27 protein-coding genes are annotated in these 26,687 nt (G+C 47.0%); 11 read left to right on the forward strand and 16 right to left on the reverse strand.

Going from position 1 to position 26,687, the window contains the following annotated elements:
- Nucleotides 1-133: 133 nt before the first annotated feature.
- Nucleotides 134-3,532 carry a vitamin B12-dependent ribonucleotide reductase gene (locus tag V7Q13_RS04220; protein ID WP_333799433.1) on the reverse strand — a complete coding sequence of 1,133 codons (3,399 nt, stop codon included), beginning with the start codon at nt 3,530-3,532 and terminating at the stop codon, nt 134-136.
- A 429-nt stretch (nt 3,533-3,961) separates the two neighbouring features.
- Here V7Q13_RS04220 and V7Q13_RS04225 point away from each other — a divergent pair, with 429 nt between their 5' ends.
- The 3 genes from V7Q13_RS04225 (at nt 3,962) to V7Q13_RS04235 (ending at nt 7,240) form a co-directional block, all read left to right on the forward strand.
- Nucleotides 3,962-5,020, forward strand: coding sequence for a sensor histidine kinase (locus tag V7Q13_RS04225; RefSeq protein WP_333799434.1), 1,059 nt, complete (start codon nt 3,962-3,964; stop codon nt 5,018-5,020).
- Nucleotides 5,021-5,059: 39 nt separating this feature from the next.
- Nucleotides 5,060-5,794, forward strand: a complete 735-nt coding sequence (locus tag V7Q13_RS04230; RefSeq protein WP_333799435.1) for a LytR/AlgR family response regulator transcription factor — start codon at nt 5,060-5,062, stop codon at nt 5,792-5,794.
- Between the two features lie 153 nt (nt 5,795-5,947).
- Nucleotides 5,948-7,240, forward strand: coding sequence for a M28 family metallopeptidase (locus V7Q13_RS04235; protein WP_333799436.1), 1,293 nt, complete (start codon nt 5,948-5,950; stop codon nt 7,238-7,240).
- Between the two features lie 68 nt (nt 7,241-7,308).
- Here V7Q13_RS04235 and V7Q13_RS04240 read toward each other — a convergent pair whose 3' ends face one another.
- From V7Q13_RS04240 to V7Q13_RS04255, 4 genes are all read right to left on the reverse strand, one after another.
- Nucleotides 7,309-7,812: a hydrogenase maturation protease gene (locus V7Q13_RS04240; RefSeq protein WP_333799437.1), complete on the reverse strand. Its 504-nt coding sequence runs from the start codon at nt 7,810-7,812 to the stop codon at nt 7,309-7,311.
- Nucleotides 7,809-8,588 carry a Ni/Fe-hydrogenase, b-type cytochrome subunit gene (gene cybH / locus V7Q13_RS04245; RefSeq protein ID WP_333799438.1) on the reverse strand — a complete coding sequence of 260 codons (780 nt, stop codon included), beginning with the start codon at nt 8,586-8,588 and terminating at the stop codon, nt 7,809-7,811. The genes V7Q13_RS04240 and cybH overlap by 4 nt, the downstream gene beginning before the upstream one ends.
- Nucleotides 8,589-8,697: 109 nt before the next feature.
- On the reverse strand, nt 8,698-10,422 hold the full coding sequence (locus V7Q13_RS04250; RefSeq protein ID WP_333799439.1) for a nickel-dependent hydrogenase large subunit: 1,725 nt from the start codon (nt 10,420-10,422) through the stop codon (nt 8,698-8,700).
- A gap of 26 nt (nt 10,423-10,448) precedes the next feature.
- On the reverse strand, nt 10,449-11,573 hold the full coding sequence (locus tag V7Q13_RS04255; protein WP_333799440.1) for a hydrogenase small subunit: 1,125 nt from the start codon (nt 11,571-11,573) through the stop codon (nt 10,449-10,451).
- Between the two features lie 68 nt (nt 11,574-11,641).
- Between V7Q13_RS04255 and V7Q13_RS04260 the strand changes: the two genes are divergently transcribed.
- The 5 genes from V7Q13_RS04260 (at nt 11,642) to V7Q13_RS04280 (ending at nt 13,462) form a co-directional block, all read left to right on the forward strand.
- Nucleotides 11,642-11,926 carry a hypothetical protein gene (locus tag V7Q13_RS04260; protein WP_333799441.1) on the forward strand — a complete coding sequence of 95 codons (285 nt, stop codon included), beginning with the start codon at nt 11,642-11,644 and terminating at the stop codon, nt 11,924-11,926.
- A 3-nt stretch (nt 11,927-11,929) separates the two neighbouring features.
- Nucleotides 11,930-12,271, forward strand: coding sequence for a hydrogenase maturation nickel metallochaperone HypA (gene hypA / locus V7Q13_RS04265; RefSeq protein ID WP_157479532.1), 342 nt, complete (start codon nt 11,930-11,932; stop codon nt 12,269-12,271).
- A 70-nt stretch (nt 12,272-12,341) separates the two neighbouring features.
- Nucleotides 12,342-12,542, forward strand: coding sequence for a hypothetical protein (locus tag V7Q13_RS04270; protein ID WP_333799442.1), 201 nt, complete (start codon nt 12,342-12,344; stop codon nt 12,540-12,542).
- 2 nt (nt 12,543-12,544) lie between these two features.
- A complete protein-coding gene (gene hypB, locus V7Q13_RS04275; RefSeq protein WP_333799443.1) occupies nt 12,545-13,186 on the forward strand; it encodes a hydrogenase nickel incorporation protein HypB in 642 nt (213 codons plus the stop codon).
- Nucleotides 13,187-13,204: 18 nt separating this feature from the next.
- Nucleotides 13,205-13,462, forward strand: a complete 258-nt coding sequence (locus tag V7Q13_RS04280) for a HypC/HybG/HupF family hydrogenase formation chaperone (protein ID WP_157479534.1) — start codon at nt 13,205-13,207, stop codon at nt 13,460-13,462.
- 53 nt (nt 13,463-13,515) lie between these two features.
- Here the strand turns inward: V7Q13_RS04280 and argH are convergent, their stop codons facing one another.
- From argH to V7Q13_RS04330, 10 genes are all read right to left on the reverse strand, one after another.
- The gene (gene argH, locus V7Q13_RS04285) at nt 13,516-14,811 is read right to left on the reverse strand and encodes an argininosuccinate lyase (protein ID WP_333799444.1); all 1,296 of its coding nucleotides are present in this window, start codon (nt 14,809-14,811) and stop codon (nt 13,516-13,518) included.
- Nucleotides 14,812-14,822: 11 nt separating this feature from the next.
- Nucleotides 14,823-15,890, reverse strand: a complete 1,068-nt coding sequence (locus tag V7Q13_RS04290; protein WP_333799445.1) for a M20 family metallo-hydrolase — start codon at nt 15,888-15,890, stop codon at nt 14,823-14,825.
- Nucleotides 15,891-15,896: 6 nt separating this feature from the next.
- Nucleotides 15,897-16,553, reverse strand: a complete 657-nt coding sequence (locus tag V7Q13_RS04295; RefSeq protein ID WP_333799446.1) for an HAD family hydrolase — start codon at nt 16,551-16,553, stop codon at nt 15,897-15,899.
- A 3-nt stretch (nt 16,554-16,556) separates the two neighbouring features.
- Nucleotides 16,557-17,348 carry an acetylglutamate kinase gene (argB, locus tag V7Q13_RS04300; protein WP_333799447.1) on the reverse strand — a complete coding sequence of 264 codons (792 nt, stop codon included), beginning with the start codon at nt 17,346-17,348 and terminating at the stop codon, nt 16,557-16,559.
- A 171-nt stretch (nt 17,349-17,519) separates the two neighbouring features.
- Nucleotides 17,520-18,500, reverse strand: coding sequence for an acetylornithine carbamoyltransferase (locus tag V7Q13_RS04305; protein WP_333799448.1), 981 nt, complete (start codon nt 18,498-18,500; stop codon nt 17,520-17,522).
- A 168-nt stretch (nt 18,501-18,668) separates the two neighbouring features.
- A complete protein-coding gene (locus V7Q13_RS04310; protein WP_333799449.1) occupies nt 18,669-19,823 on the reverse strand; it encodes an aspartate aminotransferase family protein in 1,155 nt (384 codons plus the stop codon).
- A gap of 62 nt (nt 19,824-19,885) precedes the next feature.
- Nucleotides 19,886-20,887, reverse strand: a complete 1,002-nt coding sequence (gene argC / locus V7Q13_RS04315) for an N-acetyl-gamma-glutamyl-phosphate reductase (RefSeq protein ID WP_333799450.1) — start codon at nt 20,885-20,887, stop codon at nt 19,886-19,888.
- Between the two features lie 11 nt (nt 20,888-20,898).
- A complete protein-coding gene (locus V7Q13_RS04320; RefSeq protein WP_333799451.1) occupies nt 20,899-21,258 on the reverse strand; it encodes a cupin domain-containing protein in 360 nt (119 codons plus the stop codon).
- 111 nt (nt 21,259-21,369) lie between these two features.
- Nucleotides 21,370-22,566: an argininosuccinate synthase gene (locus V7Q13_RS04325; RefSeq protein ID WP_333799452.1), complete on the reverse strand. Its 1,197-nt coding sequence runs from the start codon at nt 22,564-22,566 to the stop codon at nt 21,370-21,372.
- Nucleotides 22,567-22,631: 65 nt separating this feature from the next.
- On the reverse strand, nt 22,632-23,339 hold the full coding sequence (locus V7Q13_RS04330; RefSeq protein ID WP_333799453.1) for a GNAT family N-acetyltransferase: 708 nt from the start codon (nt 23,337-23,339) through the stop codon (nt 22,632-22,634).
- Between the two features lie 614 nt (nt 23,340-23,953).
- On the opposite strand from V7Q13_RS04330, the gene V7Q13_RS04335 reads away from it, so the two are divergent.
- From V7Q13_RS04335 to V7Q13_RS04345, 3 genes are all read left to right on the forward strand, one after another.
- Entirely contained in the window at nt 23,954-24,868 is a 915-nt protein-coding gene (locus V7Q13_RS04335; protein WP_333799454.1) for an extracellular catalytic domain type 1 short-chain-length polyhydroxyalkanoate depolymerase, read from the forward strand.
- Between the two features lie 109 nt (nt 24,869-24,977).
- Nucleotides 24,978-25,547 carry a hypothetical protein gene (locus tag V7Q13_RS04340; protein WP_333799455.1) on the forward strand — a complete coding sequence of 190 codons (570 nt, stop codon included), beginning with the start codon at nt 24,978-24,980 and terminating at the stop codon, nt 25,545-25,547.
- 75 nt (nt 25,548-25,622) lie between these two features.
- Nucleotides 25,623-26,456 (forward strand): SRPBCC domain-containing protein, encoded by an 834-nt coding sequence (locus tag V7Q13_RS04345; RefSeq protein WP_333799456.1) that lies wholly within the window; start codon nt 25,623-25,625, stop codon nt 26,454-26,456.
- Here V7Q13_RS04345 and V7Q13_RS04350 read toward each other — a convergent pair.
- Nucleotides 26,431-26,631: a hypothetical protein gene (locus tag V7Q13_RS04350; RefSeq protein WP_333799457.1), complete on the reverse strand. Its 201-nt coding sequence runs from the start codon at nt 26,629-26,631 to the stop codon at nt 26,431-26,433. The genes V7Q13_RS04345 and V7Q13_RS04350 overlap by 26 nt on opposite strands.
- Between the last annotated feature and the right edge of the window lie 56 nt (nt 26,632-26,687).

The raw sequence follows: 26,687 nt of genomic DNA on the forward strand, positions 1-26,687 counted from the left end.
CAATTGAGCCACAAAGGAAAGAGGTTTGACTATTAGGAGGATGTGAAAGTGCATACTCTTTTTGCAACAGTGCAGCAAAAAAGCCACCGCCCTAAGGCGATGGCTCTGTATTGAAATGTTGGAAAAAGCTGGCTTAACTGCAACCACCCTGATTGCCACAGTTGTTGCACTTGTAGCAGGCGCCGCTGCGCATCATGATGGCTCCACACACGTTACAGGCTGGTGCATCGCTTTGGTTGCCTTTCATTTGCTCATTCATCTGCTTCAGCACGGTATCAGCACCGCTTACAGTTACCGGAGCCGGAGCGGGTTGCTCTACCTGTACTTTGGCGGGTTTAATCTGGCTGCTGCTTTTGGGCGTAATGCGAACACTGCTCAGTTCTTCAGTTTTTTTTTCAGCAACTGGTTCCGTTTTTACGAGCACCACTTCGCTGGCATCATCGTCATCGCCGGTGTTGCCAATTTCGGGGCGGTCGAGTACGTGCACCAAATCGGTACGGTTGAGGTATTCGTAAGCCAATGCACGGAACACAAAGTCTACAATAGAAGTAGTGGTTTTAATGTTCGGGTGGTCTACCATACCAGCCGGCTCAAACTTGGTAAACACAAATTTTTCTACAAACTCTTCCAGCGGCACACCGTACTGCAGGCCTACAGAAATTGCAATCGCAAAGCTGTTCATGAGGCTGCGTAAAGTGCTGCCCTCTTTGGCCAGATCGATGAAGATTTCTCCCAAGGTACCATCGTTGTATTCGCCGGTACGCAGGAAGATGGCCTGACCGTTGATTTTGGCTTTTTGCGTAAAGCCGCGACGCTTGGCGGGCAGTGTTCTACGCTCCACAATTTTGGCGAGTTGACGCTTCAATTGTGTATCGGGGCTAGCCTGCATCCGCTTGGTTACTTCCTGCAGCAGTTCTTCTACAGTCAGCTGGCCAAGGTCTACAATATTGCTGCCTTCTGCTGCCGTTGTTGCTTCTTCTGCAGCTTCGTCGGTGGCTTCTTTTTTCTTATCGTCGCTCTTGTTGCTCAGCGGCTGGCTCAGCTTGCTGCCATCGCGGTACAGGGCGTTGGCTTTTAGGCCAAGCTCCCAGCTCATGCGGTAACAGTCGCTTATTTCTTCAATGCTGGCCTCATGCGGCAGGTTGATGGTTTTGCTGATAGCACCGCTCAGGAAGGGCTGGCAAGCACCCATCATTTTGATGTGGCCATGCGCATGAATGTAGCGCTGTCCTTTTTCGCCGCACTTGTTGGCGCAGTCGAATACGGCATAATGCTCCTGCTTGAGGTAAGGTGCCCCTTCGATGGTCATGGTACCGCAGATGTACTCATTGGCGGCATCAATTTGCTCCTGGGTGTAGCCCAGTGCTTCGAGCATGTTCCAGTTCCAATCGTTGTATTCTTCTGGCTTAAAGCCCAACCGCTCCATGCAGGCTTCGCCGAGGCTGTACACATTGAAGGCAAACTTGATGTGGAAGGCAGAAGCCATGCCCGCTTCGAGTTTGGCTATTTCTTCGCCAATCAGGCCTTTTTCGCTCAGGCTCTGGTGGTTGATGTGCGGTGCACCATGCAAGCTGGCAGATCCCTTGGCGTAGTTAACGATGCTTTCAATTTCTTTTTCGTTGTAGCCCAGCTTTTTCAAAGCCGTTGGTACGCTTTGGTTGATGATTTTGAAGTAACCACCACCGCTGAGTTTCTTAAACTTCACCAAGGCAAAGTCTGGCTCTACACCTGTTGTATCGCAATCCATTACCAAACCAATAGTACCTGTTGGGGCAATTACGGTGGTTTGGGCGTTGCGGTAGCCATGCTTTTCACCCAGAATTACGGCTTCATCCCATGCTTTGCAAGCGGCTTTCAGCATGTAATCGGGGCAGTATTTGCTGTCGATACCCATGGGTTTGATGCTCAGGCCTTCGTAGGCATCGCTGGCATCGTATGCTGCAGCACGGTGGTTGCGCATTACCCGCATCATGTGGTGGGCATTTTCCTGGTAGCGGGGGAAGGCACCCAGTACTTCGGCCATTTCAGCAGAAGTTTTGTAGGCTACGCCAGTCATGATGGCGCTAATGGCACCACCAATGGCTTGTGCTTCGGGGCTATCGTAAGGAATACCGCTTACCATGAGCATGCTACCCAGGTTGGCAAAGCCGAGGCCGAGGGTGCGGTAGTCGTAGCTGAGCTGTGCTACTTCTTTGCTGGGGAACTGCGCCATGAGTACGCTTATTTCGAGCACTACAGTCCACAGGCGGCAGATGTATTCAAAACCGGCTACGTCGAACACCTGGGTGTCTTCGTTGAAGAAACGACGGAGGTTGGCACTGGCCAGGTTACATGCCGTGTTGTCGAGGAACATGTACTCTGAGCAGGGGTTGCTGGCGTTGATTCGGCCACCCTCGGGGCAAGTGTGCCACTCGTTGATGGTGGTATCATACTGTGTGCCGGGGTCGGCGCAGCGCCATGCAGCGTAGCAGATTTTATTCCACAGTTCGTTGGCCTTAATTTTCTTCATGGTGTGGCCATCGGTACGGGCTTTCAGTTCCCAATCGCCGTCTTCGTCCAGCACTTTAAAAAATTCATTAGGAATACGAACAGAGTTGTTGCTGTTTTGTCCGCTTACAGTGCGGTAAGCTTCTCCTTCGTAATCGTTGCTATAGCCTGCAGCTACCAGTGCAGCTACTTTATTTTCTTCCTCTACTTTCCAGTCTACAAAGTTCACAATCTCTGGGTGGTCCATATCGAGGCACACCATTTTGGCTGCACGGCGGGTAGTACCACCGCTTTTAATGGCGCCGGCTGCACGGTCACCAATTTTCAAGAAGCTCATCAGGCCACTGCTGGTACCACCGCCGCTCAGCTTTTCGCCTTCGCCACGAATTTGGCTGAAGTTGGTACCAACACCAGAACCGTATTTGAAAATGCGGGCTTCACGAATCCACAGGTCCATAATGCCGCCGTCGTTTACCAGATCGTCGCTAACACTGAGGATAAAGCAGGCATGTGGCTGAGGACGTTCGTAAGCCGAAGTTGATTTTTTCAGCTGGCCATCTTTAGCATCTACATAGTAGTGGCCTTGTGGCTTGCCGGCAATGCCGTAAGCAGTGTACAGTCCGGTGTTGAACCACTGCGGGCTGTTGGGTACGGCCATTTGGTTGAGGATGCTGTACACCAGTTCTTCGTAGAACACCTGTGCATCCTGGCTGCTGGCGAAGTAGCCATACTGCTCACCCCACTGGCGCCAGCAATCGGCCATGCGATGCGCCACCTGCTTACTGCTGGTTTCGCGGCCGGTGGTGCCGTCGGGCTGGGGTACGCCAGCTTTACGGAAATATTTTTGTGCTAAAATATCAGTGGCAATCTGGCTCCAGTGCTTGGGCACTTCCACATTGTCCATTTGAAAAATGATTTTGCCCGAAGGGTCTTTAATCATTGAAGTACGATAGTCGTACTCAAACATTTCGTAGGGGCTAATGCCTTCCCGGGTGTAGTGGCGGGAGAAGGCGAGGCCCTTAGCAGCGGTTTTTTTAGCAGCCATTGTTAATCAAATTTTTAGCGGGTTAGCGAGGAAAATTGTCTGTTACCAAAAGGTTAAGTGGATAACGAAAATATCCTCCTAACTCCCAAAAAACCCAATGTTAATCTGCACATTATCCACGGGCTCTGTGGATTTCGCAGCCCAGCCTTAGCCCCATCTGCATTCCGTGAATTTTCCCCAAACCATGTGAAAAAAATGGGGGTACACAAGTAGCCAAGATGTTGGGAAACCCCCTTTATAATTGGATTTGGCAGCTATCCGCCTGCTGCTCAACCCGAACTGCAACCTTTTAACCTTCAATGCCAACCAGTTACGTAGTAGCGGAGCTAAAAAGAGGTGCTGAGGGTAATTTTACCAGCAGTAGAAAAAGGATGCCTTTTTAAGGCCCCGGCCCTGCACTTTGCCCTAATTTGCCAGCCATTCTTCATTATGTTCAAAAAACGATTACCATATTACTGGATAGCCCAATTGGGTGGTTGGGGCTTCTACGTGCTCTTGTATACTTTTTACTATTACAGCATCAATGCTTACTATAGCGACTACCAGTTTTACTTTCATACGGTGTTTTGCGAAGCAGGAACCGGCCTGGTCATTTCGCACCTGATGCGTACCGTTATTAAAGAATCGAAACTGCTCGATTTAAGCCTGCTGAAACAAATTGTGTGGATGATTATTACCACCCTCATTTTTGGTTTGATATACAGCAGCGTAGTAGTAATAGTAGAAGACCAAATGGGTTGGGAACCCGAATACTTTATTGGCGCCACGTTTGAATACAAACTGGCCCGTACTGCTGTGGGCGGTGCTTTGTTTTTTACTATCTGGAGCTTGCTGTACCTCATGTATCATTATGTGGCCAGTACCCAGCGGCAGCGCCTCAATCAGGTAAAGCTGGAAGCCGTGGTAAAAGACCTCGAACTCAAAACCATTAAGGCGCATATCAATCCGCACTTTATTTTCAATGCCCTCAATAGCATACGTGCTTTGATTGATGAAAACCCCGACCGTGCCCGTACTGCCGTTACAGAACTGAGCCAACTGCTGCGCAGCAGCATGAATGCCGACAAAGAAGAATTGGTGAGCCTCGAACGAGAGTTGAAAATCGTGAACAACTATCTGGCCCTGGAGCAAATCAGGTTTGAAGACCGGCTCAGAGTACAACTCGATATAGACCCCGATACACTCAAGCAAAAAGTACCGCCCATGATGCTGCAAACTTTGGTGGAAAATGCCATCAAACATGGCATCAGTAAAGAAATGCATGGCGGCGAAGTATTTATTGGCTCCGATTTTGTAGCAGACCATCATGAGCTGGTAGTACGCAACACCGGCCACCTGGTAAGTACAGATTCTGAAGAAGGCTTCGGCATCAGCAGCACCACCAACCGGTTGCAATTGCTGTTTGGCAACAAAGCGTCTTTCAATATTCAAAACCTGGCTGGGCATACTGTGGAAGCAAAAATCATTATGCCTGTTACCGTCAACTAACATTACATCATTCCGTAACCGTTATAAAACTTTTTCGCCATGACAAAGAAAGCCATCCTCATAGACGACGAACGACTGGCCCGCAATGAGCTCCGCAAAATGCTGGCCGATTATCCGGATATTGAAATAGTAGACGAGGCCGGCAATGTAGAAGAAGGACTGGAAAAAATAGAGCTGCTCAATCCGGATATTATTTTTCTCGACATCAATATGCCTGGCAAAACGGGTTTTGATTTGTTGCAGGAACTCGATCATTCTCCGTATGTAATTTTTACCACAGCATATGATGAATATGCCGTAAAAGCTTTTGAAGTAAATGCACTTGACTATTTGCTGAAACCCATTGACCCCAAGCGGTTGGCCGATGCCATACACAAAGTGGGCGAACTGGTACAAAAGGAAAAACAGGCTGTACAAGAAGCTGCACAAAAAGGCAAACTCACCGAAGAAGATCAGGTGTTTGTAAAAGATGGTGAACGCTGCTGGTTTGTAAAGTTGGGCGATATCCGTTTGTTTGAAAGTGTAGGCAACTATGCCAAAGTATTTTTCGGCAACAACAAACCCCTCATTCTTAAAAGCCTGAATGCACTGGAAGAACGGTTGGATGAAAAGGTATTTTTCCGTGCCAACAGAAAACACATCGTCAATCTACGCCTAGTAGACAAAGTAGAAAACTACTTCAACGGCGGGCTGCTGCTCGAACTGAAAGGCGGCGATAAAATAGAAGTAAGCCGCCGGCAAACGGTGAAGTTTAAAGAGATGATGAGCCTGTAGGAAAGAAGAAAGTCAAAGGGAATTTGCAGTTTGCAATTTGCAGTGCGATGAAACCGGAACAGACAAATTAAAACGTCAAACCATACAATTAAAAACTTCGTGTTCCTTGAGCCTCCTTTGTGGCTTCGTGGTTCATAAATATCCAATCCGTTCATGAAATTCATTCTTACAACTGTATTTGTTATTTCCGCAGCAATTGCCTGCACTGCACAAAAAGCCGACAACGTTATTACGGCTGCTGAAGTAACCCGTGTATTAGGCACCCTCAGCAGCGATGCTATGGAAGGCCGTCGCACCTTTACACCCGGTATTGATAAGGCTGCAGCTTTCATTGCCGAAGAGTTTAAAAAATCGGGCTTGCAACCCGGTGGCACCAACGGAAGCTTTTTGCAAAGTTTCAGCATGTATCAGGCTTCGGTAGCTGGAGGCACTGCCAATGTTGATGGTCAGTCCGTTGCTACCACAGATATCATTTGCCAAACAACTTCACCAAAAGTAACGGTTAGCAATACCGGCAATTATGAAGTAGTAAGTATTAACGCCAAGGATAACTTTTTTGCTCAGTACCGCACCCTGCGCAACAAAACAAACAACCTTATCATTTTTGTAGACACCGCACACCGCAACAGTTTTCAGCGGTTGAAGTCGTTCGCAGGTGGCCCACAGTTTGCCAGCAACAACAGCCAGGTGTATGTGCTGAGCAGCCAGGTAAAGCCTGCTGCCTTCCAGCTTGACTTAACCATGCGCATAGAAGAAAAAAAGCTGGCTAACGTGGTAGCTGTGCTGCCCGGCAAAAGCAAGCCCAATGAGTATGTAATCTTCAGCGGCCACTACGACCACCTTGGTTATGGCAAGCCCAACGAAAAAGGTGACAGCCTGTACAATGGCGCCAACGATGACGCTTCGGGCACAACGGCTGCAATTTTGCTGGCGAAATATTTTAAAGCCTTGGGCAATAACGAACGCACATTGGTGTTTGCAGCATTTACTGCAGAAGAAGTGGGCGGCTATGGTGCCACTTACTTTTCAAAGCAGTACAAACCCGAACAGGTGATGGCGATGTTCAACATAGAAATGATTGGCACCGACAGCAAGTGGGGCACTAACTCTGCTTACATTACCGGTTATGAAAAAAGCAGCATGGGTACCATTTTGGAAAAGAATCTGCAGGGTACAGCGTTTAAGTTTTACCCCGACCCCTACCCCGACCAACAACTCTTCTACCGCAGCGACAATGCCACGTTGGCCCGACTGGGTGTACCTGCGCATACCATCAGCACTAGCAAAATGGATAGTGAACCTCACTACCACAAAGCCAGCGATGAAATTGGCACGTTGGATACGAAGAACATGGCTGAAATCATCAGGGCCATTGCGCTGAGCAGCCGCAGTATTGTAAGCGGCGCAGATTCTCCATCAAGAGTAGATACACAAAGCCTTCGTTAATCGCATTTGCATACATCAAAAAGGGCTGTTCACTTACGTGGCAGCCCATTTACCAACATCCATCAGCTTCATGCGCCTGAAACAGCCATTGCCGGCGAGGCAGGCTCCATTGCCTTTGCCACCAGCTGCTGTACGGTATTGGCCAATGCAGGAATTCGCTCCCTGATGGTTGAAGTCATTTCAATGCCTTGTTGCTGCAGCGATTCTATGCTAATCACCACCAGCCATACATCTGGCATTTTACCCAATATTTGTAAAGCATTAATGAGGTCTCGCATACCAATGTCGTGAGTGCTCATGGCCCTTGGAAAATCGGCTGCAAATTTTGGTCGTATTACCCGAATGGTACCAATGTCGTAATTGTCCAGCGCAGCATCAATAAGGATGACCACACCATACTGTTCAAAAAATTCGAGCAGGTGAAAGCCGCCTGTGCCGCCATCAATTACGTCTACGCCTTGGGGCAAAAGCTGCTGTTGCTGCAGGTATTCAGCGAGGTGAACGCCTACGCCTTCATCGCCCATCAGGTAGTTGCCAATACCCAACACCAATATGCGGGGAGTTACACTCATACAGTTGTTTCTTTTTGTGTGTTGTCTGTGTTGTCAGTTCCGGCGGCATTGGCTTTCTGCTCTTGGTGATGATCGAAATATTCTTGTTCAATAAACTTCCAGCCACCACCCATGCTGCTGATTTCGCCACGGCCTTCTACATAATCGTGGTAGAAAACCAGGTACACATGCACCACAGAAAACAGTACAAAAAACCAGGTAGCCCAATGGTGAATCTGGCGCATCATGATATCACCACCAAAGATGACTTGTACCCAGCCAAACATTTTTGGAAACCACCAGGTGCCCATACTGCTGTATAAGCCAAAGCCTGTGAGGCACTGAATCAGAAAAGCAATAAACGTGAGAAAATAAGTGAAGCCCGCCACTGCATTGTGTCCTACTTCCAGGTGGTGGCCTTTGTCTTTCATCATCAGCACATCAATTTTGATGACATGCATAAATTCTTTCCAATACTTTTTGGTGGTAGGAATAAAGTTGCGCCAGTTGGCGTATTTGTTTCCTACAAAACCCCAGTAGATACGAAATACAAAATTGAAAAAGAAGATATACGCAGCAATGAAGTGAATGATGCGCATATAGCCCATGTTGAATGTTTCGGCAGCTTCGCGGTTGCTTTGCACCGCCAGTGGGTTGCCTATGTACAATCCGGTAACGATGAGCACCAGTATCGCCAATGCATTCAGCCAATGGTAAATGCGCACCGGCAATTCCCACACAAACACCCTGCGCAGGTATTTGATGTGTGGCTTTTTTGTATTTACAGTTGCGTCCATACAAGTTGATTTAAAACAATCAGCAATGAAGTTGAAACCAACCCAAGTGCTGTGCAGCATACACAAGGCATGCCACACAACGAATTGGTTTGGGTTAGTTTATACCGTGTTATTCGCCCAGCACAGACACCCGTGATACATGGTTGCCGTGCTCATCGTAAATGTGTACACTGCAAGCCAGGCATGGATCGAAGCTGTGAATGGTGCGGATAATTTCAAGTGGCAAATTGGGGTCGTGTACAGGCGTATCGAGCAATGCTGCTTCGTAAGCCGACCGCTGGCCTTTACCATCTCTTGGCGAGGCATTCCACGTAGTAGGTACTACCAATTGATAGTTGGCAATTTTACCGTCCTTTATATTGATGTAATGTGCCAATGCACCCCTTGGCGCTTCACCAGTGCCTACACCTTTGGCTTCAGCAGGCCATGTAGATGGATCGAATTTATCGGTATTGGCCATGCGGGTATCGCCCTTCTTAATGTTGTCGATGAGCTGATCGTAAAAATCGAGTGCCCATATAGCTACGAGCTTGCATTCTAAGCCACGTGCAGCAGTACGGCCAAGTGTAGAAAACAGTGCGGTGGCAGGTACTTGCAACTGTGACAATGCTGCATCTACTACTTCTTTAAACGCTGGTACACCTTTGGCATAGCCAATGAGTACACGGGCCAGCGGACCTACTTCCATGGCATGACCTTTCCAGCGGGGTGTTTTCAAAAAGCTGTAAGCCTGCGAAACATCGAGCTGTTCAAACGGAGGTTTTGGACCGGTGTAATTGATTTTACTTTCGCCTTCCCATGGATGCAAACCTTTGTCTTTTCCACCTTCATAATCGTACCACGAGTTGGTGATGAATTCCTGGATTTCATCATTTTTTCTTACATCCACTTCGTGCACTTTCGACAAGTCTTTGTTGAGAATTACACCCGATGGGAAAAGGAATGTTGCAGGGTCTTTGCTGCCATTGGCACTCAAATCGCCATAAGCCATAAAGTTGCCCAAGCCGCCACCAATACCGCCCCAGTCTTTGTAGAATGAAGCAATGGCCATTAAATCAGGAATGTACACTTGCTCAATAAAATCTTTGCCCTGCTTCAGCAAATGATGCACGTATGCAAGGCGTTCTGCATTAATACCACTTACATCATCTGTAGCAATGGCACAAGCCATACCGCCCACCAAGTAGTTGGGGTGCGGGTTTTTACCACCAAAAATGGTTTGCACTTTTACAATTTCCTTTTGCCAGTCAAGGGCTTCCAGATAATGCGCCAAACCAATCAGGTTTACCTCGGCCGGAAGCTTGTAGGCGGGGTGTCCCCAATAGCCATTGGCAAAAATGCCCAACTGACCACTCTCTACGAACTTTTTAATTCTGTTTTGGATATCGGTGAAATAGCCAACAGAACTTTTGGGCCAATTAGAAATGCTCTGTGCCAGCTCAGATGTTTTCTTAGGGTCAGCTTTCAGGGCATTTACCACATCTACCCAATCCATAGCATGCAGGTGATAGAAATGCACTACGTGGTCGTGCATGTACAAGGCGCAGAACATGAGATTGCGCACCAGCTCTGCGTTGGGTGGCACTACAATGCCGAGGGCATCTTCTACACACCTTACAGAAGTAAGCGAGTGGGTTGAAGTACATACTCCACACACACGGCCCACAAACGCCCATGCATCACGTGGGTCGCGGCCTTTGAGTATTTCTTCGAGCAGGCGTACCATGGTACCACTGCTGTAAGCGTCTTTTATTTTCCCGTTTTCAATTTCAGCTTCTACCCGCAGGTGTCCTTCAATACGGGTTACGGGGTCAACAACTATACGTTTGGTCATAACAAATGAGTTAATCGTTCATTGAATTATTCGAGATCCTTTTCGCTTTGCTTGCCTTCTTTTTCAAGGTTGCTGACCAAGTTTTTCTTACGCAAGTTGGTAGCTACTGCATGTACTGCCAATGCACCGACTGTTACACCAAGGGCAGCCATACCTACCTTGTCGGCATCGGCTTCAATACCAAAGCCAGGGAAAGCTGAAGCTCTTTCATACAAACGACCATTGTCCCAATAATTTTCTTCGCTACAACCAAAACAGCCGTGCCCACTCTGAATGGGGAAACTCACCCCATTGTTCCATCGCATCACTCCACAAGCGTTATAGGTGCTTGGCCCTTTGCAACCCACCTTGTAAAGGCAGTAACCTTTCTTCGCATTTTGATCGTCGAATGATTCAACATACAAGCCTGCATCGTAGAACGGACGACGGTAGCAGGTATCGTGTACACGCTTGCTGTAGAAGGCTTTCGGACGACCGATATTGTCGAGTTCAGGCAAACGATCGAACGTAACCACGTGTACAATTACGCCAGCCATTACTTCACCAATTGGCGGACAGCCGGGCACTTTTATTACTGGTTTTCCTTTCACCAATTTATGTATAGGTGTAGCTGATGTAGGATTGGGTTTAGCCGCCTGCACACAACCATTGCTGGCGCAACTACCCCATGCAATAATTGCTTTGGCATTTTCTGCAGCTTCTTCCAGTATTTGTAAGGAGGTTTTACCACCAATCATACAATACACACCATCTGCCGCAGTTGGCACACTACCTTCTACACAGAGGATGTATTCGCCCTTGTGTGCTTCCATGGTATGCTTCATGGCTTCTTCAGCCTGAAAACCGGAAGCAGCCATCAATGTTTCGCTATAGTCCAGCGAAATTTGATCGAGCAGCATATCGGCTACCATTGGATGCGATGAACGAATGAAGCTTTCGCTGCAACAGGTACATTCCTGAAAGTGCAGCCAGATAACGGGCAAACGCTTTTTGGTTTCCAGCGCTTTGGTAACCTGCGCCACACCCGATGCCTCCAATCCCATGAAGGCGCCCATCATCGTACAAAACTTTGCAAAGTCGCGGCGGGAGTAGCCCTTGCGGGTTGCCTCTTCTAAATAAGTAGGCATTTCCCTGGAAGGAAAAAATGGCATAGACAAAAGTTGGAAGTGATAGAAGAAATACCGGATATAAGATTACTCATGACTATGAACTGTGATAAATGAGAACAATCAAATTGATGCATGACATTCGTCAGCAATTGCAGGTGAGGGCAGCTGGTAACTTAGAAACCATTTTAATGTATTGCCATATGAAAAACGCCCTCTTGCTTGTATTTGCAGCATCTCCATTATCGCTACTGGCCCACGAAGGACACGGACATGTAGCCGGCAACAATCCATTACACTATGTAGCAGAGCCAATGCATGCCATGCTATTGGTAATTGCACTTTTAGTAGTTGCTGCTGCAGTGTATGCCATCAAAAAGCAACGCAACAAATCATAAGCGATGCATGAATTGTCCATTGTACAAAGTATTGTACAAATTGTAACTGCTGAAGCTACAGCCGCCAATAGCCGGCAAGTAGATGAAGTGGAACTGGACATTGGCACCATGAGTGGTGTAGAATTATCAGCCTTTCATTTTGCATGGAGTCAGGCGGTGAAAAACACGGTGATGGCTGATGCAAAACCTATCATCAACAGCATAGAAGGCAAAGCCAAATGCATGATGTGCGACACTACTTTTTTACTGGACCATTATGCTACGCCCTGCCCCAACTGTGGCAGTCATTTTATAGATATACAACAAGGAAAAGAACTGAGGGTAAAAGCCATCAGTGTTCGATAACGGAAATTTTAAAAGCCCCAACTTATGTGTACCACCTGTGGTTGCGACGCCGGCGCCAGCATTACCTATCATGCCATCGACCCTGCCCAACAAGCAGCTCCGCATGAGCATACGCATGACCACCATCATGAGCACCATCATGAGCACCATCATCACGACCATCCGCATGAGCATGGTCATCATCACCACCATCATGGAGATCATGCGCATTCGCATCATCATGAACATGCACATGACCACAGCCATACGCACAGCATACAGCTGGAGATAGATGTGCTGCAACACAACAATAAATTAGCGGAACGCAACCGTGGCTATTTTGAAGCCAAACAAATACTGGCCATCAATTTGGTGAGTTCTCCCGGCAGTGGTAAAACTACTTTGCTGGAAAAAACATTGGTCCGATTAAAAGACAGCATGCCTTGTACTGTGATTGAAGGCGATCAGCAAACCATGCAAGATGCCAACCGCATAGCTGCAACCGGCGCTAAGGTGGTACAAATTAATACAGGTAAAGGGTGCCACCTCGATGCAGATATGGTAAACAATGCCTTAAAACAATTGAAGCCGGCTGACAACAGCATCGTGTTTATTGAAAACGTGGGCAACCTCGTTTGTCCTGCTATGTTCGACCTGGGCGAACAAACCAGAGTGGTGATTGCCTCTGTAACGGAAGGCGTCGACAAACCGTTGAAGTATCCCGACATGTTTCATAGTGCACAGCTCTGTATCATCAACAAAACGGATTTACTGCCGTACGTTCCTTTTGATGTAGCAGCATTTAAAGCCAATGCACTGAAAGTGAACCACCACTTACAATTCATTGAACTGTCGGCTTATAAAGAAGAAGGGTTGGAGGCATGGCAAGAATGGCTGCACAACCAGTTGCATGTTCACCATGTACATCATCATTAATCTACAACCGTTACACTTATGTGCTTAGCCATACCCGGAAAAATAGCCAGCATTGCCGGCCAGCTCGATGAAACCTTCAGAACTGGCAAAGTATCTTTTGGCGGTATTGTAAAAGAGGTCAATCTGTGTATGGTGCCCGAGGCGAATGTGGGCGACTATGTAATGGTACACGTAGGTGTAGCCATTAGTGTAGTAGACGAGGCTGAAGCGCAACAAACCTTTCAGTACCTGCAGCAGATGGGTGAAGTGGAAGAATTGGAACCCGATAAACATTAAGCGTAAAGCGCCACCATATTGTGTTGGTAAATTTGGTAATTGGTTAGTGCTTGCTAAAACTTAGCAAGCACTTTTTTCATTTCAGCGGTAATATCATCCAGACACAAATTGCTGATGCTGCCTTCATGCGTATGTAAGAGCTGCTTGTAGTCGTAACTGAAAGTGCCGGCATCTACCTGATTGCCCACTTCGCGGTAAGCATCTCTGTAAGAAACACCTTTGTTCACCAAGTCATTCATGGCTTCCACCGTAAAGAGGTACTTGTATTTTTCATCTTTCAAAATGTCTGGCTTCACTTCCATGTGGCTCAGCATGAGGCAGGTCATTTGCAAGCAAGCTTTCAAATCGCTGATAGCAGGATACAAAATTTCTTTGGTCAGCTGCATATCACGGTGATAACCGCTGGGCAGGTTGTTGATGAGCAGCGTCAATTCGTTGGGTGTAGACTGAATGCGGTTGCACTTGGCACGAATCAATTCAAACACATCCGGATTTTTTTTGTGCGGCATAATGCTGCTGCCCGTGGTGAGCTCATCCGGAAACTTGATGAAACCAAAATTCTGGTTGATGTACAGGCAACAATCATACGCCAGTTTGCTCAACGTGGCAGCAATATAACTGATGCCTGTAGCCACCGCTTTCTCAGTTTTACCACGACTCATTTGCGCATACACGCTGTTCCAGTTAAGGGTAGCAAACTGTAATTTTTCCGTAGTGCTTTTTCTATTTAATGGAAAAGAAGAACCATAACCGGCACCACTACCCAATGGGTTTTTATTGGTGATGGCATAAGCTGCAGCTAACATTTCCATGTCATCTACCAGGCTTTCGGCGTAAGCACTCAGCCACATACCAGCAGAAGAAGGCATGGCGATTTGCAAATGCGTATAGCCGGGAATGAGTTTGTCTTTGTGCTGTTCGCTTAGGGTGATGAGCAATGAAAACAAGGTTTCGGTTTCTTGCTTCACTTCTTGCAGTGTAGCCCTCAAAAACAACTTTATATCTACCGCCACCTGATCGTTTCGGCTACGGCCGGTATGAATTTTTTTACCTGCTTCACCAATGCGTTGGGTAAGCAGCAACTCTACGTAAGAATGAATGTCTTCTACATCTGCAGGCAGCACAAATCCCTGCTGCAATACTTCTGTATGAATATTGGCCAGTTCCTTTTGTACCAATTCATTTTCTTCAGCAGTCATCAAACCTTGCTCCTTGAGCATGGCTACATGTGCCATGGAGCCTTGTACATCAAACGGTGCCATCAGGGCATCAAATTCTTTGTCTCTGCCTACTGTAAACTGCTCTACCAGTTGTGAGGTTGCTGTAGCATCTTTCGACCAAAGCTTCATGATTGTAATTTTTAGCTGACCACTTTTGATACCAATTGAATATACGTATTGATGCCATCTTCAATTTCTGACAGATAAATAAATTCATCTGCAGTATGGCTGCGGGCACTGTCACCAGGGCCAATCTTCAATGTTGGGAAAGGCATCAAAGCCTTATCGCTGGTGGTGGGTGAACCGTAGTAGCCTTTACCCAATTCCAAACCTGCTTTTACCAACGGATGATCCAACGCAATAGAAGTACTCTTCATACGAGTGGTGCGTGGCTTAAAACTGCTCTTCAAATTTTGCCTGAGCATCTCCAGCATTTCTTCAAACGTATACAGTTCATTTACCCGCACATCAATCACAAACTTGCAGGTGGAAGGCACCACATTGTGCTGCACATTTTCTGTACCAATTACGGTAACGGTCATGCGACTGGGACCGAGCAAATCACTCACTTTATCGAATGTGCAATTGCGAATCCAGTTGATGTCATCCAATGCATTGTACAAAGCATTTTCGCCTTCATTGCGGGCTGCGTGACCTGCTCTGCCTGGCGCTACACAATCAATCACCATCAGGCCTCTTTCGGCCACTGCCATTTCGAGTTTGGTGGGTTCACCTACAATACCAAAATCGATATGACCTAAATAAGGCAACACCAATTCAATACCGTTAACGCCACTGATTTCTTCTTCGGCACTGGCCGCAAATACTACATTGTGTGATAAATGTTCTTTGTCGACGAAGTACAGGAAAGTAGCAATCAACGATACCAGACAACCGCCTGCATCATTGCTACCGAGACCAAACAATTTCCCATCTTTTTCAATGGGTGTAAATGGATCAACCGTATAGCCCTTGTTGGGCTTTACGGTATCATGATGAGAGTTGAGCAACACACTGGGCTTTGCAGGATTGTAGTGGCGGTTAAACGCATACACATTGTTGCCTACACGCTTGTAGGTAACACCATGTTTTTCAAAAAAAACACAGATGATTTCTGCTGTTTCATTTTCTTCTTTTGAAAATGAAGGCGTAGCAATGAGCTGCTTAAGCAGCGCCACGGCATCTTGAAACAGAATGGAGTTTTCCATAGTTGGTTAGAATAAAGAAGTGATATGATGTGTGGCAAGCGAACAATAATCTTTGATAACTTTTTGCACAGGCAATTGCTGCATGGCTTCTTCCGACAAACTGGTAGCCACACCAATTACTTTCATGCCTGCAGCGGTGGCTGCCTGAATACCGGATGCTGTGTCTTCAAACACCAAACAATTGGCAGGATTTACCTGCAACTGTTGTGCTGCATACAAATACACTGCCGGCGACGGCTTTCCTTCTTTCACAATATCACTCGTTACAATGCAGTCGAAATAATGGCGGATATGAATGGCATCTACAGTAAAATCAGCATTAGAAAAATCAGCAGCGGTTGCCAGTCCAATTTTCAATCCCGTAGCTTTTAATTGTTCCAGCCAATCAATCAATCCATCAATGGGTTTGATTTCATCTTTGTATAATTCTCTGAAAGCCGCTTCTTTCATGCTGCCCAAGCGAAACGATTCTTCATCCGTCAAATGATCGCCAAAAATGCGGGGCATGATGTCGAACAATGTACCATGATGAATGCGGTCAAATTCTTCGGGCGTCATGTGAATGCCTTGCTGCGCAAAAAACACTTCCCATGACTGATGGTGATAAGGCAAACTATCTACCAGTGTGCCATCCATATCGAATATGACTGCTTCTAATGCCATCGTTTATTTTATCAATGTACCCGATGTTTTTTCAGTTGTGTTTTGCAGCAGGTCATCTGCATGGCCAATCAATACTTCGTGCACACCAGCTTGAATGGCGGCAAATGCATTATCGATCTTTGGCAGAATGCCCGCAAATAATTTGCCTTCATCTTTCAGCTGTTGGTAGTTGTGTTGGGTGATGCTGGCAATAACAGAATTGTCATCATCCACATTTCCCAATACTCCTTTCTTTTCGAAGCAATACAACAACCTTACAGTATAGTATTCACTCAACGCAATAGCCAAAGAAGATGCAATAGTATCTGCATTGGTGTTGAGTATGTGTCCTGCACTGTCGTGAGTGAGTGGAGCAAACACAGGCTGCAAACCCAGTTGCAGCAAGCCTTGCAGCGTAGTGGCTGCAATTTGTTGCGGCGTTACATCGCCCACCCAACCATAGTCAATGGTTTTTACAGGACGCTTGGTGGCTGGCATCATGTTGGCATCGGCACCGGTAAGGCCAATGGCATTGCAACCCAAAGCCTGTAGCTGTGCGACAATCTTTTTGTTGACCAACCCACCGTACACCATGGTTACAATATCAATGGTATCATCATCAGTAATTCGTCGCCCGTCTACATAGTTTGATGTAACACCCATTTGATCGCCAATGCGGGTTGCAATTTTACCACCACCATGCACCAAAATGCATGGATGCTGAATGCTGGCAAAGTCATGTAGAAACGAAGCCAGCTTGGCTTCATCATCTATCACATTGCCGCCAATTTTGATGACGAATAATGGTTGTTTCATTCTAAAAGTTTCACTTATTCACTTGAAGATTTTACATGATGATCATATTTCATTTTTTCATTGCCATCTTTTACCCTGTCCACTCCGTGCCTCCCGTCACAATTTGTGACCGGATATTTCACCGTTTCAGATCATTGATATAAATACAAAATTGAATGGTTAATGATTCGACTATTTACGTAACAACGCCGCCAATACAGCTTGTGCTGCCCATACCCTGTTGCCTGCTTCTTCTGTAACCAAACTATTGGGGCCATCCAAAATTTCATCACTCAATTCTACATTGCGGCGCACCGGCAGGCAGTGCATCACTTTGGCATTATTCGTTAGTGCCAGCTTTTCATTATTGAGCATCCAAGCCGGATCGTTGCAGTAAATTTTTCCGTAGTCGCTGTAGGTGCTCCAATTTTTTACATACACAAAGTCTGCATCTTTCAACGCTTCATCCTGTTTATGCGTAATGGTTGCGCCATTGGTAAACTGTTCATCCAGTTCGTAATCTTCAGGATGAGTAATCACAAAATCAACTCCTTCTCCGTTGGGGCCATCCCATGCATTTACCCATTGGGCAAAGCTGTTGGCTACACACTGCGGCAATGGTTTTACATGCGGTGCCCATGTAAGTACTACTTTGGGTTTTCTACCAGCAGGCAATGGATTTTTGCGGAGCGACTCTGTCATAGTAGCAATATCCGTGAGTGACTGCAATGGATGAAGCGTGGCACTTTCTAAACTCACAATGGGAATGCCTGCGTATTTGATGAATTGATTGATGTAGAGTTCGCTGTAATCATCCGCTTTGTTTTGCAAGGAAGGAAATGTGCGAATGGCTAATATGTCAAAATACTTACCCATGATAGGCGCTGCATCTTTCACATGTTCTACGGTATCGCCGCTCATGATGGCTTCGTCTTCAAACTCCAGTTTCCATCCTTCGCCACCCACATTAAACACGATTGATTCCATGCTCAAATTAGCCGCAGCTACCTGTGTGCTCAATCTGGTACGCATAGATGGATTGAGGAATAACAAACCGATGCGTTTGTTCGCACCCAGTTGCTTGTCTTGCAATGGATTGGTTTTGTAGGCAAGTGCCTGCTCCACCATTTCCTTCACCGAAGGCACATCATGCACGGAAATAAACTGTTTCACAATCAAACTATTTTAATGTCAGTTACACGAATTACACAGATTATACTAATTACACGAATCAAAGCAAAGAAGGGCTGTTACCAAGATCTCAATCGCACCGCATTTCCCGCAAGCATCTACTACACCGCCATTCAATCAATCAACTCATTAACTAATTAACCAATCGACCTACTCCTCCTCTTTCTCCTGCACAGCAGCAATCGCTTCCTGCAGGGCTTCCAAAAATTCATCGGCTTGCTTACGGCTCAGCGCCAACGATGGCAGCAATCTAACTACGTTAGGTTTTGCTTCGCCGGTAAATACATTAAAATCATTGAGCAATACCTTGCGCAGCTCTTTCAACGACTCGGGCAGATCAAAGCCAATCATCAAACCACGACCGCGAATGTTGTCAATACCGTCAATTTTCTGCAACTGGCTTTTGATGTACATGCCGCGTTGCTTCGCCATGCTGATGAGGTTTTCCTTTTCTATCACTTCCAACACTGCCAAAGCAGCAGCGCATGCCAAATGGTTGCCGCCAAACGTGGTGCCGAGCATGCCATGCTTGGGCAAAATATGTGGTGCAATTAAAATACCACCAATGGGAAATCCATTGCCCATGCCTTTGGCCATGGTATAGATGTCGGCATTGACGCCAGCAATATCATGCGCAAAAAACTGACCAGTACGGCCATAGCCACACTGCACACTATCTGCTATGTACACGGCACCATGTGTATCACACAATTCACGAATGAGTGTCAGGAAACTCGCATCAGCTTCTACAATTCCCCCTACGCCCTGAATACCTTCGATGATAACGGCCGCGATGTCATCGCCTTGTTGTTGGAAACAGGCTTTTAATGCAGCGGAATCGTTGAAGGGTAGAAAAATTACATTGTCGGTTTCGTTGACTGGCGCTACAATTTTTGGATTATCAGTCACAGCGACTGCCAGTGAGGTACGACCATGAAAAGCTTTGCTGAATGCAATGATTTTCTTGCGGCCATTGTGAAAAGATGCCAGCTTCAATGCGTTCTCGTTAGCTTCTGCCCCACTGTTTACCAAAAACAATTGGTAATCGGTTTTACCACTTACCTGTGCCAGCTTTTCTGCCAACTGTTGTTGAATGGGAATACGAACGGAGTTAGAATAGAAAGCAATTTTATTCAGTTGTTCTTCTATGCGGCGCACCCAATGCGGATGTGTATGGCCAATGCTGATGACCGCATGGCCGCCATACATATCGAGATACTGCACACCATTGTTATCCCACACATAGCTGCCGGCTGCTCTTTCAATGGTGATGTCATTAATTGGATAAACGTCGAAAAGTTTCATGTTGATGTATTTGTTTTGAACCACCAAGGCACTGTGAAAGCACAATGGACACAAAGTGTTTTCTAGAAGTATGTTGCTTTAAGATTGAGTCCTGTTTTTTCAGCTAAGCCAAATAGCAGATTCATGTTCTGTACAGCCTGGCCGCTGGCGCCTTTGAGCAGGTTGTCGATGACAGAATGCACCACGAGTTTGTTGCCAATTTTTTCCAGCTGAATGATGCACTTGTTGCTGTTGACCACCTGCTTTAAAAACACCGCAGAACGGGTAACATGCGTAAATGCTGCTCCTGCGTAAAAGCTTTCATACATGGAGTATGCTTCGGGCAGTTCGAGGTCGCAAGGCAGTGTGCTTGAAATGAAAATCCCTCTGGTAAAATCGCCCCGCCAGGGCACAAAGTTTATGGCCCCCTCCCGGCCTCCCCCAGTGGGGGAAGAGAAAGTAGGTTGCAACTGCTGCAACGATTCGGTGATTTCGCCCAGGTGCTGATGCGTCAGTGTTTTGTATGCTTGAATATTATTGGCCCGCCAGCTGAAATGCGAAGTGGCACTCAGGCTTTGGCCTGCACCGGTGCTACCTGTAATGCCCGTTGTATAAACTTCTGTCAGCAAGCCGGCTTTTGCCAGCGGCAATAATCCCAACTGAATAGCGGTAGCAAAGCAACCAGGGTTGGCTATGTTTTGCGCATTGGAGATTTGCTCTTTATTCAATTCGGGCAAACCATAAATAAATGTGCGTTCGCCTTGCACCGCATCGGCATGCAAGCGAAAGTCGTTGCCAATGTCAATCAGTTTTACAGAAGCAGGAATGTCATTTGCCTGCACAAACTTTTTGGCTTCGCCATGACCGGCGCAGAAAAACAGCACATCAATATCGAAGTGATGCGTAGCGGCAAAAGTTTGCTCTGTATCGCCCAGCAAATCGGCATGTACCTGATGCAAAGGATTGCCGGCATTGCTGCCGCTCTGCACAAAGCTGAGTTCTACCTGCGGATGATTGATGAGCAAACGAATGAGTTCGCCGCCGGTGTATCCTGCACCACCAATAATGCCTGCTCTGATTTTCATGATTGTATTTTTTAAACGGCTATCCTGTCGGTACCAACAGCGGGCTGACTGGTCACCACAAAACGAAGAGTGCTGGTACCATGGTTGCAAATGCGATGCTTAGCACCCGGCGCTATCAACACACCTTCACTTTGTTTCAACTGAATGGCGTCCTCATCAATTTCCATGCTGGCTTCACCGGCCAATACATAAAAAAACTGCTGACAGTGGCGGTGAAAATGCACCAGCTCACAAGTACCAACAGGCATTTGCTCCAGCTTCACACTCAACTCCGGCTCATCTACCAGCACATAGGCATCACAATCATTGCCCCACTTGTATTGCTCAAGCGGTGCTGCGTCAGATACAATAATGCTTTTGTGGTTACTCATCAAGCCGGGTTGTTTGTCAACGTTTTTGGTTTGGAGTTTTTGGATTGTTGTGTGTAGTTGTTCCATTTCTCCACAACAACCCACACTTCCCACTTCCTTATTAATTATTCCTTATTCTTCATTCACCTTGTGCCAAATCACTGTTTGGTTGCCAAAGATTTTGCTAAAGCCACGCACATCATCGCCGGTAAATCCGGTATTCATTTCGCCGTACTTGCCAAACTTGCTGCTCATGAGGTCGTAAGCACTTTCAATGCCCGTTACCTGAAAATGATAAGGCTGCAATTGCACAAATACCTTTCCGGTTACATTGTGCTGGGTGCTTTCAAAGAAGGCTTCAATATTGCGCATCACCGGATCCATAATCTGGCCTTCGTGCAGCCAGTTGCCGTAGAACAATGACAGCTGATCTTTCCAGCTCAGTTGGTTTTTGGTGAGTACATGTTTTTCCAGCAGGTGGTGTGCTTTAATGATAATCATGGGAGCGGCAGCTTCAAAACCCACACGGCCTTTAATGCCAATGATGGTGTCGCCCACATGAATATCTCGACCCACACCATAAGGTGCTGCAATGCCGTGCAAGTGATTAATCGCATCCACCGGATGCGCAAACAACTGACCATCTACACTGGTGAGCTGGCCTTTATCGAAGCCCAATTCCAACGTACGGGTACCGGTTTCTGTTACCTGTGTAGGCCATGCGCTTTCGGGCAACCATTCTTTGCTGTTGAGGGTTTCGCGGCCACCCACGCTGGTGCCCCACAACCCCTTATTGATGGAGTAAGCGGCTTTTTCAAAATTCATGTCTACGCCTTTGCTTTTGAGGTACTCAATTTCTACCTCACGGCTCAGCTTCATGTCGCGGATGGGCGTAATGATTTCTACACCGGGAATCATGATGTGAAAAATCATATCAAAACGTACCTGGTCGTTGCCGGCACCGGTGCTGCCATGGGCTACCGCATCGGCCTTCAGGTTTTTGGCATGCTCGGCTATGTGCAGAGCCTGCATCAGGCGTTCGGCACTCACACTCAGCGGGTACGTATTGTTTTTGAGCACATTGCCATATACCAGGTATTTTATAATGCGGTCGTAGTAAGGCTTCACCGCATCTACGGTGGTGTGGCTTTTTACACCCAGCTTGTACGCATGGGCTTCAATTTGCTGCAGTTCGGCAGCACTAAAGCCACCAGTGTTTACAATCACACTGTGTATCTCGTACCCCTTGTCTTCACTCAGGTATTTTACGCAGTAGGTGGTATCGAGGCCACCACTAAATCCCAATACTACTTTTTTGGCTGTGCTCATGTTGGTCTATCATTAAAGGTTGAAATCAAAAAAGAATAACGCATGGAGGCAGGGGCAACCATTTGTTACCATTGCATAAAGAGGCTCAACAGCAAAGATTTTTTCTCTTTGCCGGCGGCTTCATTTTTTTTGCCCAGTATGCCACGCCAGGTTTGCTTAATGCGTAGCCAGCGTTCGTACACTTTGCTGTTGGCCCTAAACATTTCGGCGGTTTCTTCTGGCTGATAATGGTCTTTGGGATCGTAGAGCATGGCAGTGCACATGCAGTTCTTGCGTTCCTTACTCATCAGAATGTCGTAGTTCACACAGCTTTTGCAGCCGGCCCAAAAAGCATCATCCTGTGTCAGTTCGCTGTAGGTAACCGGCTCGTAGCCCAGGTCGCTGTTTATTTTCATCACCGCAAGACCGGTGGTCAAACCAAATATTTTGGCTTCGGGGTACAGTTTGCGGCTCAGTTTAAAAATCTCTTGTTTGATGGATTTTGCCAACCCAGCCTTACGGTACTGTGGTGCTACAATCAAACCACTGTTGGCCACATACTCGCCGTGGCTCCATGTTTCGATGTAGCAAAAGCCCGCCCAAATGCCGGTGGCTTTTTCAAAGGCAATAACCGATTTGCCTTCCAGCATTTTCTGTTTTACGTAGTCAGGACTGCGCTTCGCAATCCCCGTGCCACGGGCCTTGGCACTGCTTTCATATTCGTCGCATATTATCTGGGCAAAGTCTACATGCGTAGCATTGGCCGTCATAATCAAAAAATCATTCTGCTGCATATCCCAAATGGGGGAAAAAAGTAATGGTAATACGGTGAACGAACAAAGGCTACGCCCCGGCGCAGCTACCAACAAAACCTATGTGTTGATATACAATTGGGGAAATTATCGTCGCACCGCCACGGGGTATGGACGTACAAAAAAACCCGGCCTGCACGGCACAGTAAAAAACCCACGCTTGTTGAAGGCGTGCATGATCATTTCAGTGATCAGCTGTATGGGTGAGTTTTTTGACATTTTCAGTTCAGAATCAAAGAAGTCTGTAAAATTTCGATTGCGGGGCAAAGAAACTGAATTATTTCCATGCTTTGCCCCTTTTTCTTGAAGCAACCGAAAAAGTTTTGTGAAAGGGGCCGTGAGCCGCAACGACCTGAGCAACAGCAGTTCCGGCTGCTTCGGGGTGCCGTGCCCCCACTGCGTTGGGGGCACCCACGCCTGCAGCGTGGCCCTCCGCATCCGGCAGCCCATCAGCAGCACAACACACCTCAACCAACACCTTACTCAAACGTAATTGTATTTATGCAAGTCATTTTCGTATTACCCTGTCATCTCCCTCCTGTTTAAACATTCCGCACATTTGCCCGTCTTACCCTCCAATCCTCTTTTACCCTCTTATGAAAAACCAAATCACCTGCTGCCTCGCCGGCCTGCTGCTGTTGCTGGCCGCCTGCAAAAAAGATGACACACCTACTACCCCCAAAGTATACCGCTTTACCAGCAGCATATCCGTAGACGGCCTCACCCGTACTTACACTGTCAACCTGCCACCCAATTACTACGAAGCCAACAATTTGTCGCTGGTGATAGCCCTGCACGGCGGCGGTGGCAGTGGTGCCCAGTTCGAAAGCACCAATAGGCTCACCCCCAAGGCCAATGCCTCCGGTTTCATTGTGGTGTACCCCGATGGTACCGGCATCATCAAAACCTGGAATGCAGGCCGCTGCTGCGGCTCTGCCATGAACAACAAAGTGGATGATGTAAAATTCATCAGCCAACTCATAGATAAACTGCTGGCCGATTACAAAATCAATCCCAAAAAAGTGTACGCCACCGGCCACTCCAACGGCGGCATGCTTTGCTACCGCCTCGCCTGCGAACTATCCAATAAAATTGCCGCCATTGCACCCAATGGTTGCAGCATGGTGATGTCTACCCCATGCAACCCCGCAAGGCCAGTACCCATTTTGCACATGCATTCCAAACTCGACCAGCATGTGCCTTATCAGGGTGGTGTGGGCAATGGTGTAACCGGCATTTCAGTGCCGCCACTCGATTCCGTATTTACCGTGTGGTCGGGCAAAAACGGTTGCACCAATCCCAACCAGCTGAGCTTTAGCAACAGCAGCTATAGCCTTACCAAATGGCTGAACTGCAGCAACAACAGCAGCGTCCATTTTTACCTGACCAACGATGGCGGCCACGGCTGGCCCGGAGGATTGCCCGGCGGCCCCAGCTCCGATATTCCCTCCACCGCCATTAATGCCAATGATTTGCTCTGGGAATTTTTTCAGCAGTATCAACTGCCATAACAATCGCCTTTAGAAAGATGACGTTGTTACGAAGGGCTTCCCGACTGTAACAGCGGCGTGGTCGTTTATCGAACACTTTCTACTTTTGACGTTCATTATATTGAGGCGTATGAGAAAGCATTTGTATGTATTACCACTGCTGCTGCTGAGCATGCATGCAGCCATGGCACAGGGCATGAAGGAAGCCCCGGCCGACAAAGCCCTTGTGTATTTTCTTCGCCCTTCTGGCCTGGGGGCACTCATCAACTTTAGTTTTTTCGATAGTGCACAAGTCATAGGCCGCTTCAATGGCGAAAAATACATGCTGTATGAATGTGCACCGGGACCACATATTTTTTGGGCACGTTCAGAAAACAAGTCGTTCATCAGCGGGCATCTCGAAGCAGGCAAGGTTTATTTTATAGAGGCACAACCGCAAATGGGTGGCATTAAAGCCGGAGTTGAACTGGTACAGGTAGACCCGGCAGATACCAAGCGAATGGAACGGTTGTTGAAATTCATCAACAAACGTAAACCACGCACATTTACGCAAGAAGAATTGACAGAACTTAGCACCGACCTGGATGATGTACTTCGCCGCGGCATGAAGGAGTTGCAAAGCATACGTAGCAACGGTGAAATGATTCCGGTAATAGATAACAATAAACACATTGTAGTACCGCCACCAGCTACCCTCTGATTTTCTTTTTTACAACGCCATGCATTTCTTACAGCATGGCGTTGTACTTTTCAGCCCTTCCTTCAACCAACTGCTATGCAAACACTTTCTTTTTCCATTGACATCAATGCATCACCCGACACCGTATGGTTCGTACTCTGGAACGATGAGCTCTACCGTAAATGGACAACCGCTTTTTGCGAAGGTTCTTATGTGGTGAGCACCTGGGAGCCAGGCAGCCGCATCCATTTTTTATCGCCGGGCGGCCGCGGCATGTATGCCGATATTGTGGAGATGGAAGCACCACACAGCATGCGGTTCAAACACTTGGGCGAGATAGTAGATTTTGAAGAAACAACACCTCCGGAAAATTGGTCTGATGCCATTGAAGCGTATCAATTGGAAGCAACTGCTGCAGGCACCAAGCTGCATGTGTCGGTAGATACACTGGAAGCATACTGCGGTCCATTTGAAGACATGTTTCCAAAAGCTTTGGCCATAGTAAAAACATTATCAGAAGATTTTCAGATACACATCAGCACCCATGTGCTGGCTGATATTGAAACCGTATGGCAATGCTTTACACAACCCGAGCACGTTACACAATGGAATCAGGCATCTGACGACTGGCATACCCCACATGCCGAAACTGACCTGCGGGTAGGAGGTACTTTTACCCACCGCATGGAAGCCAAAGATGGTAGCATGGGATTTGATTTTATCGGCACGTTTGATGTGGTAGAACCTTTTACCCGCCTGGCGTATCATATGGAGGATGGCCGTAAGGTCAACGTTACTTTCACGGAAACAGATACGGGCACACAGGTACACGAATCTTTCGATCCGGAATATGAAAACAGCTTCGAATTGCAATACGCTGGCTGGGGTGCCATTTTGGAAAATTTCAGGCAATATGTGGAGCAAACTTAATGGCTGCATACATATTGCTCAATGAGCATTTACAGCTACTGCCATAGCGTTTTTTAACACTTTCATAAAAGCCTTCTACATACATATGTTGAAGGCTTTTTGCTTCGGTATCATCATCATGTTGATGTGCCCTACTAACTGGAAACAGTGGCTTTTCAACGATTTCTACTTTCATCTGATTGTTCCAATATTATATCAGCTATTTATTATCATCATCAATATTAAAAAGGC

This window comes from Phnomibacter sp. (assembly GCF_036803085.1).
GTDB lineage: Bacteria > Bacteroidota > Bacteroidia > Chitinophagales > Chitinophagaceae > Phnomibacter.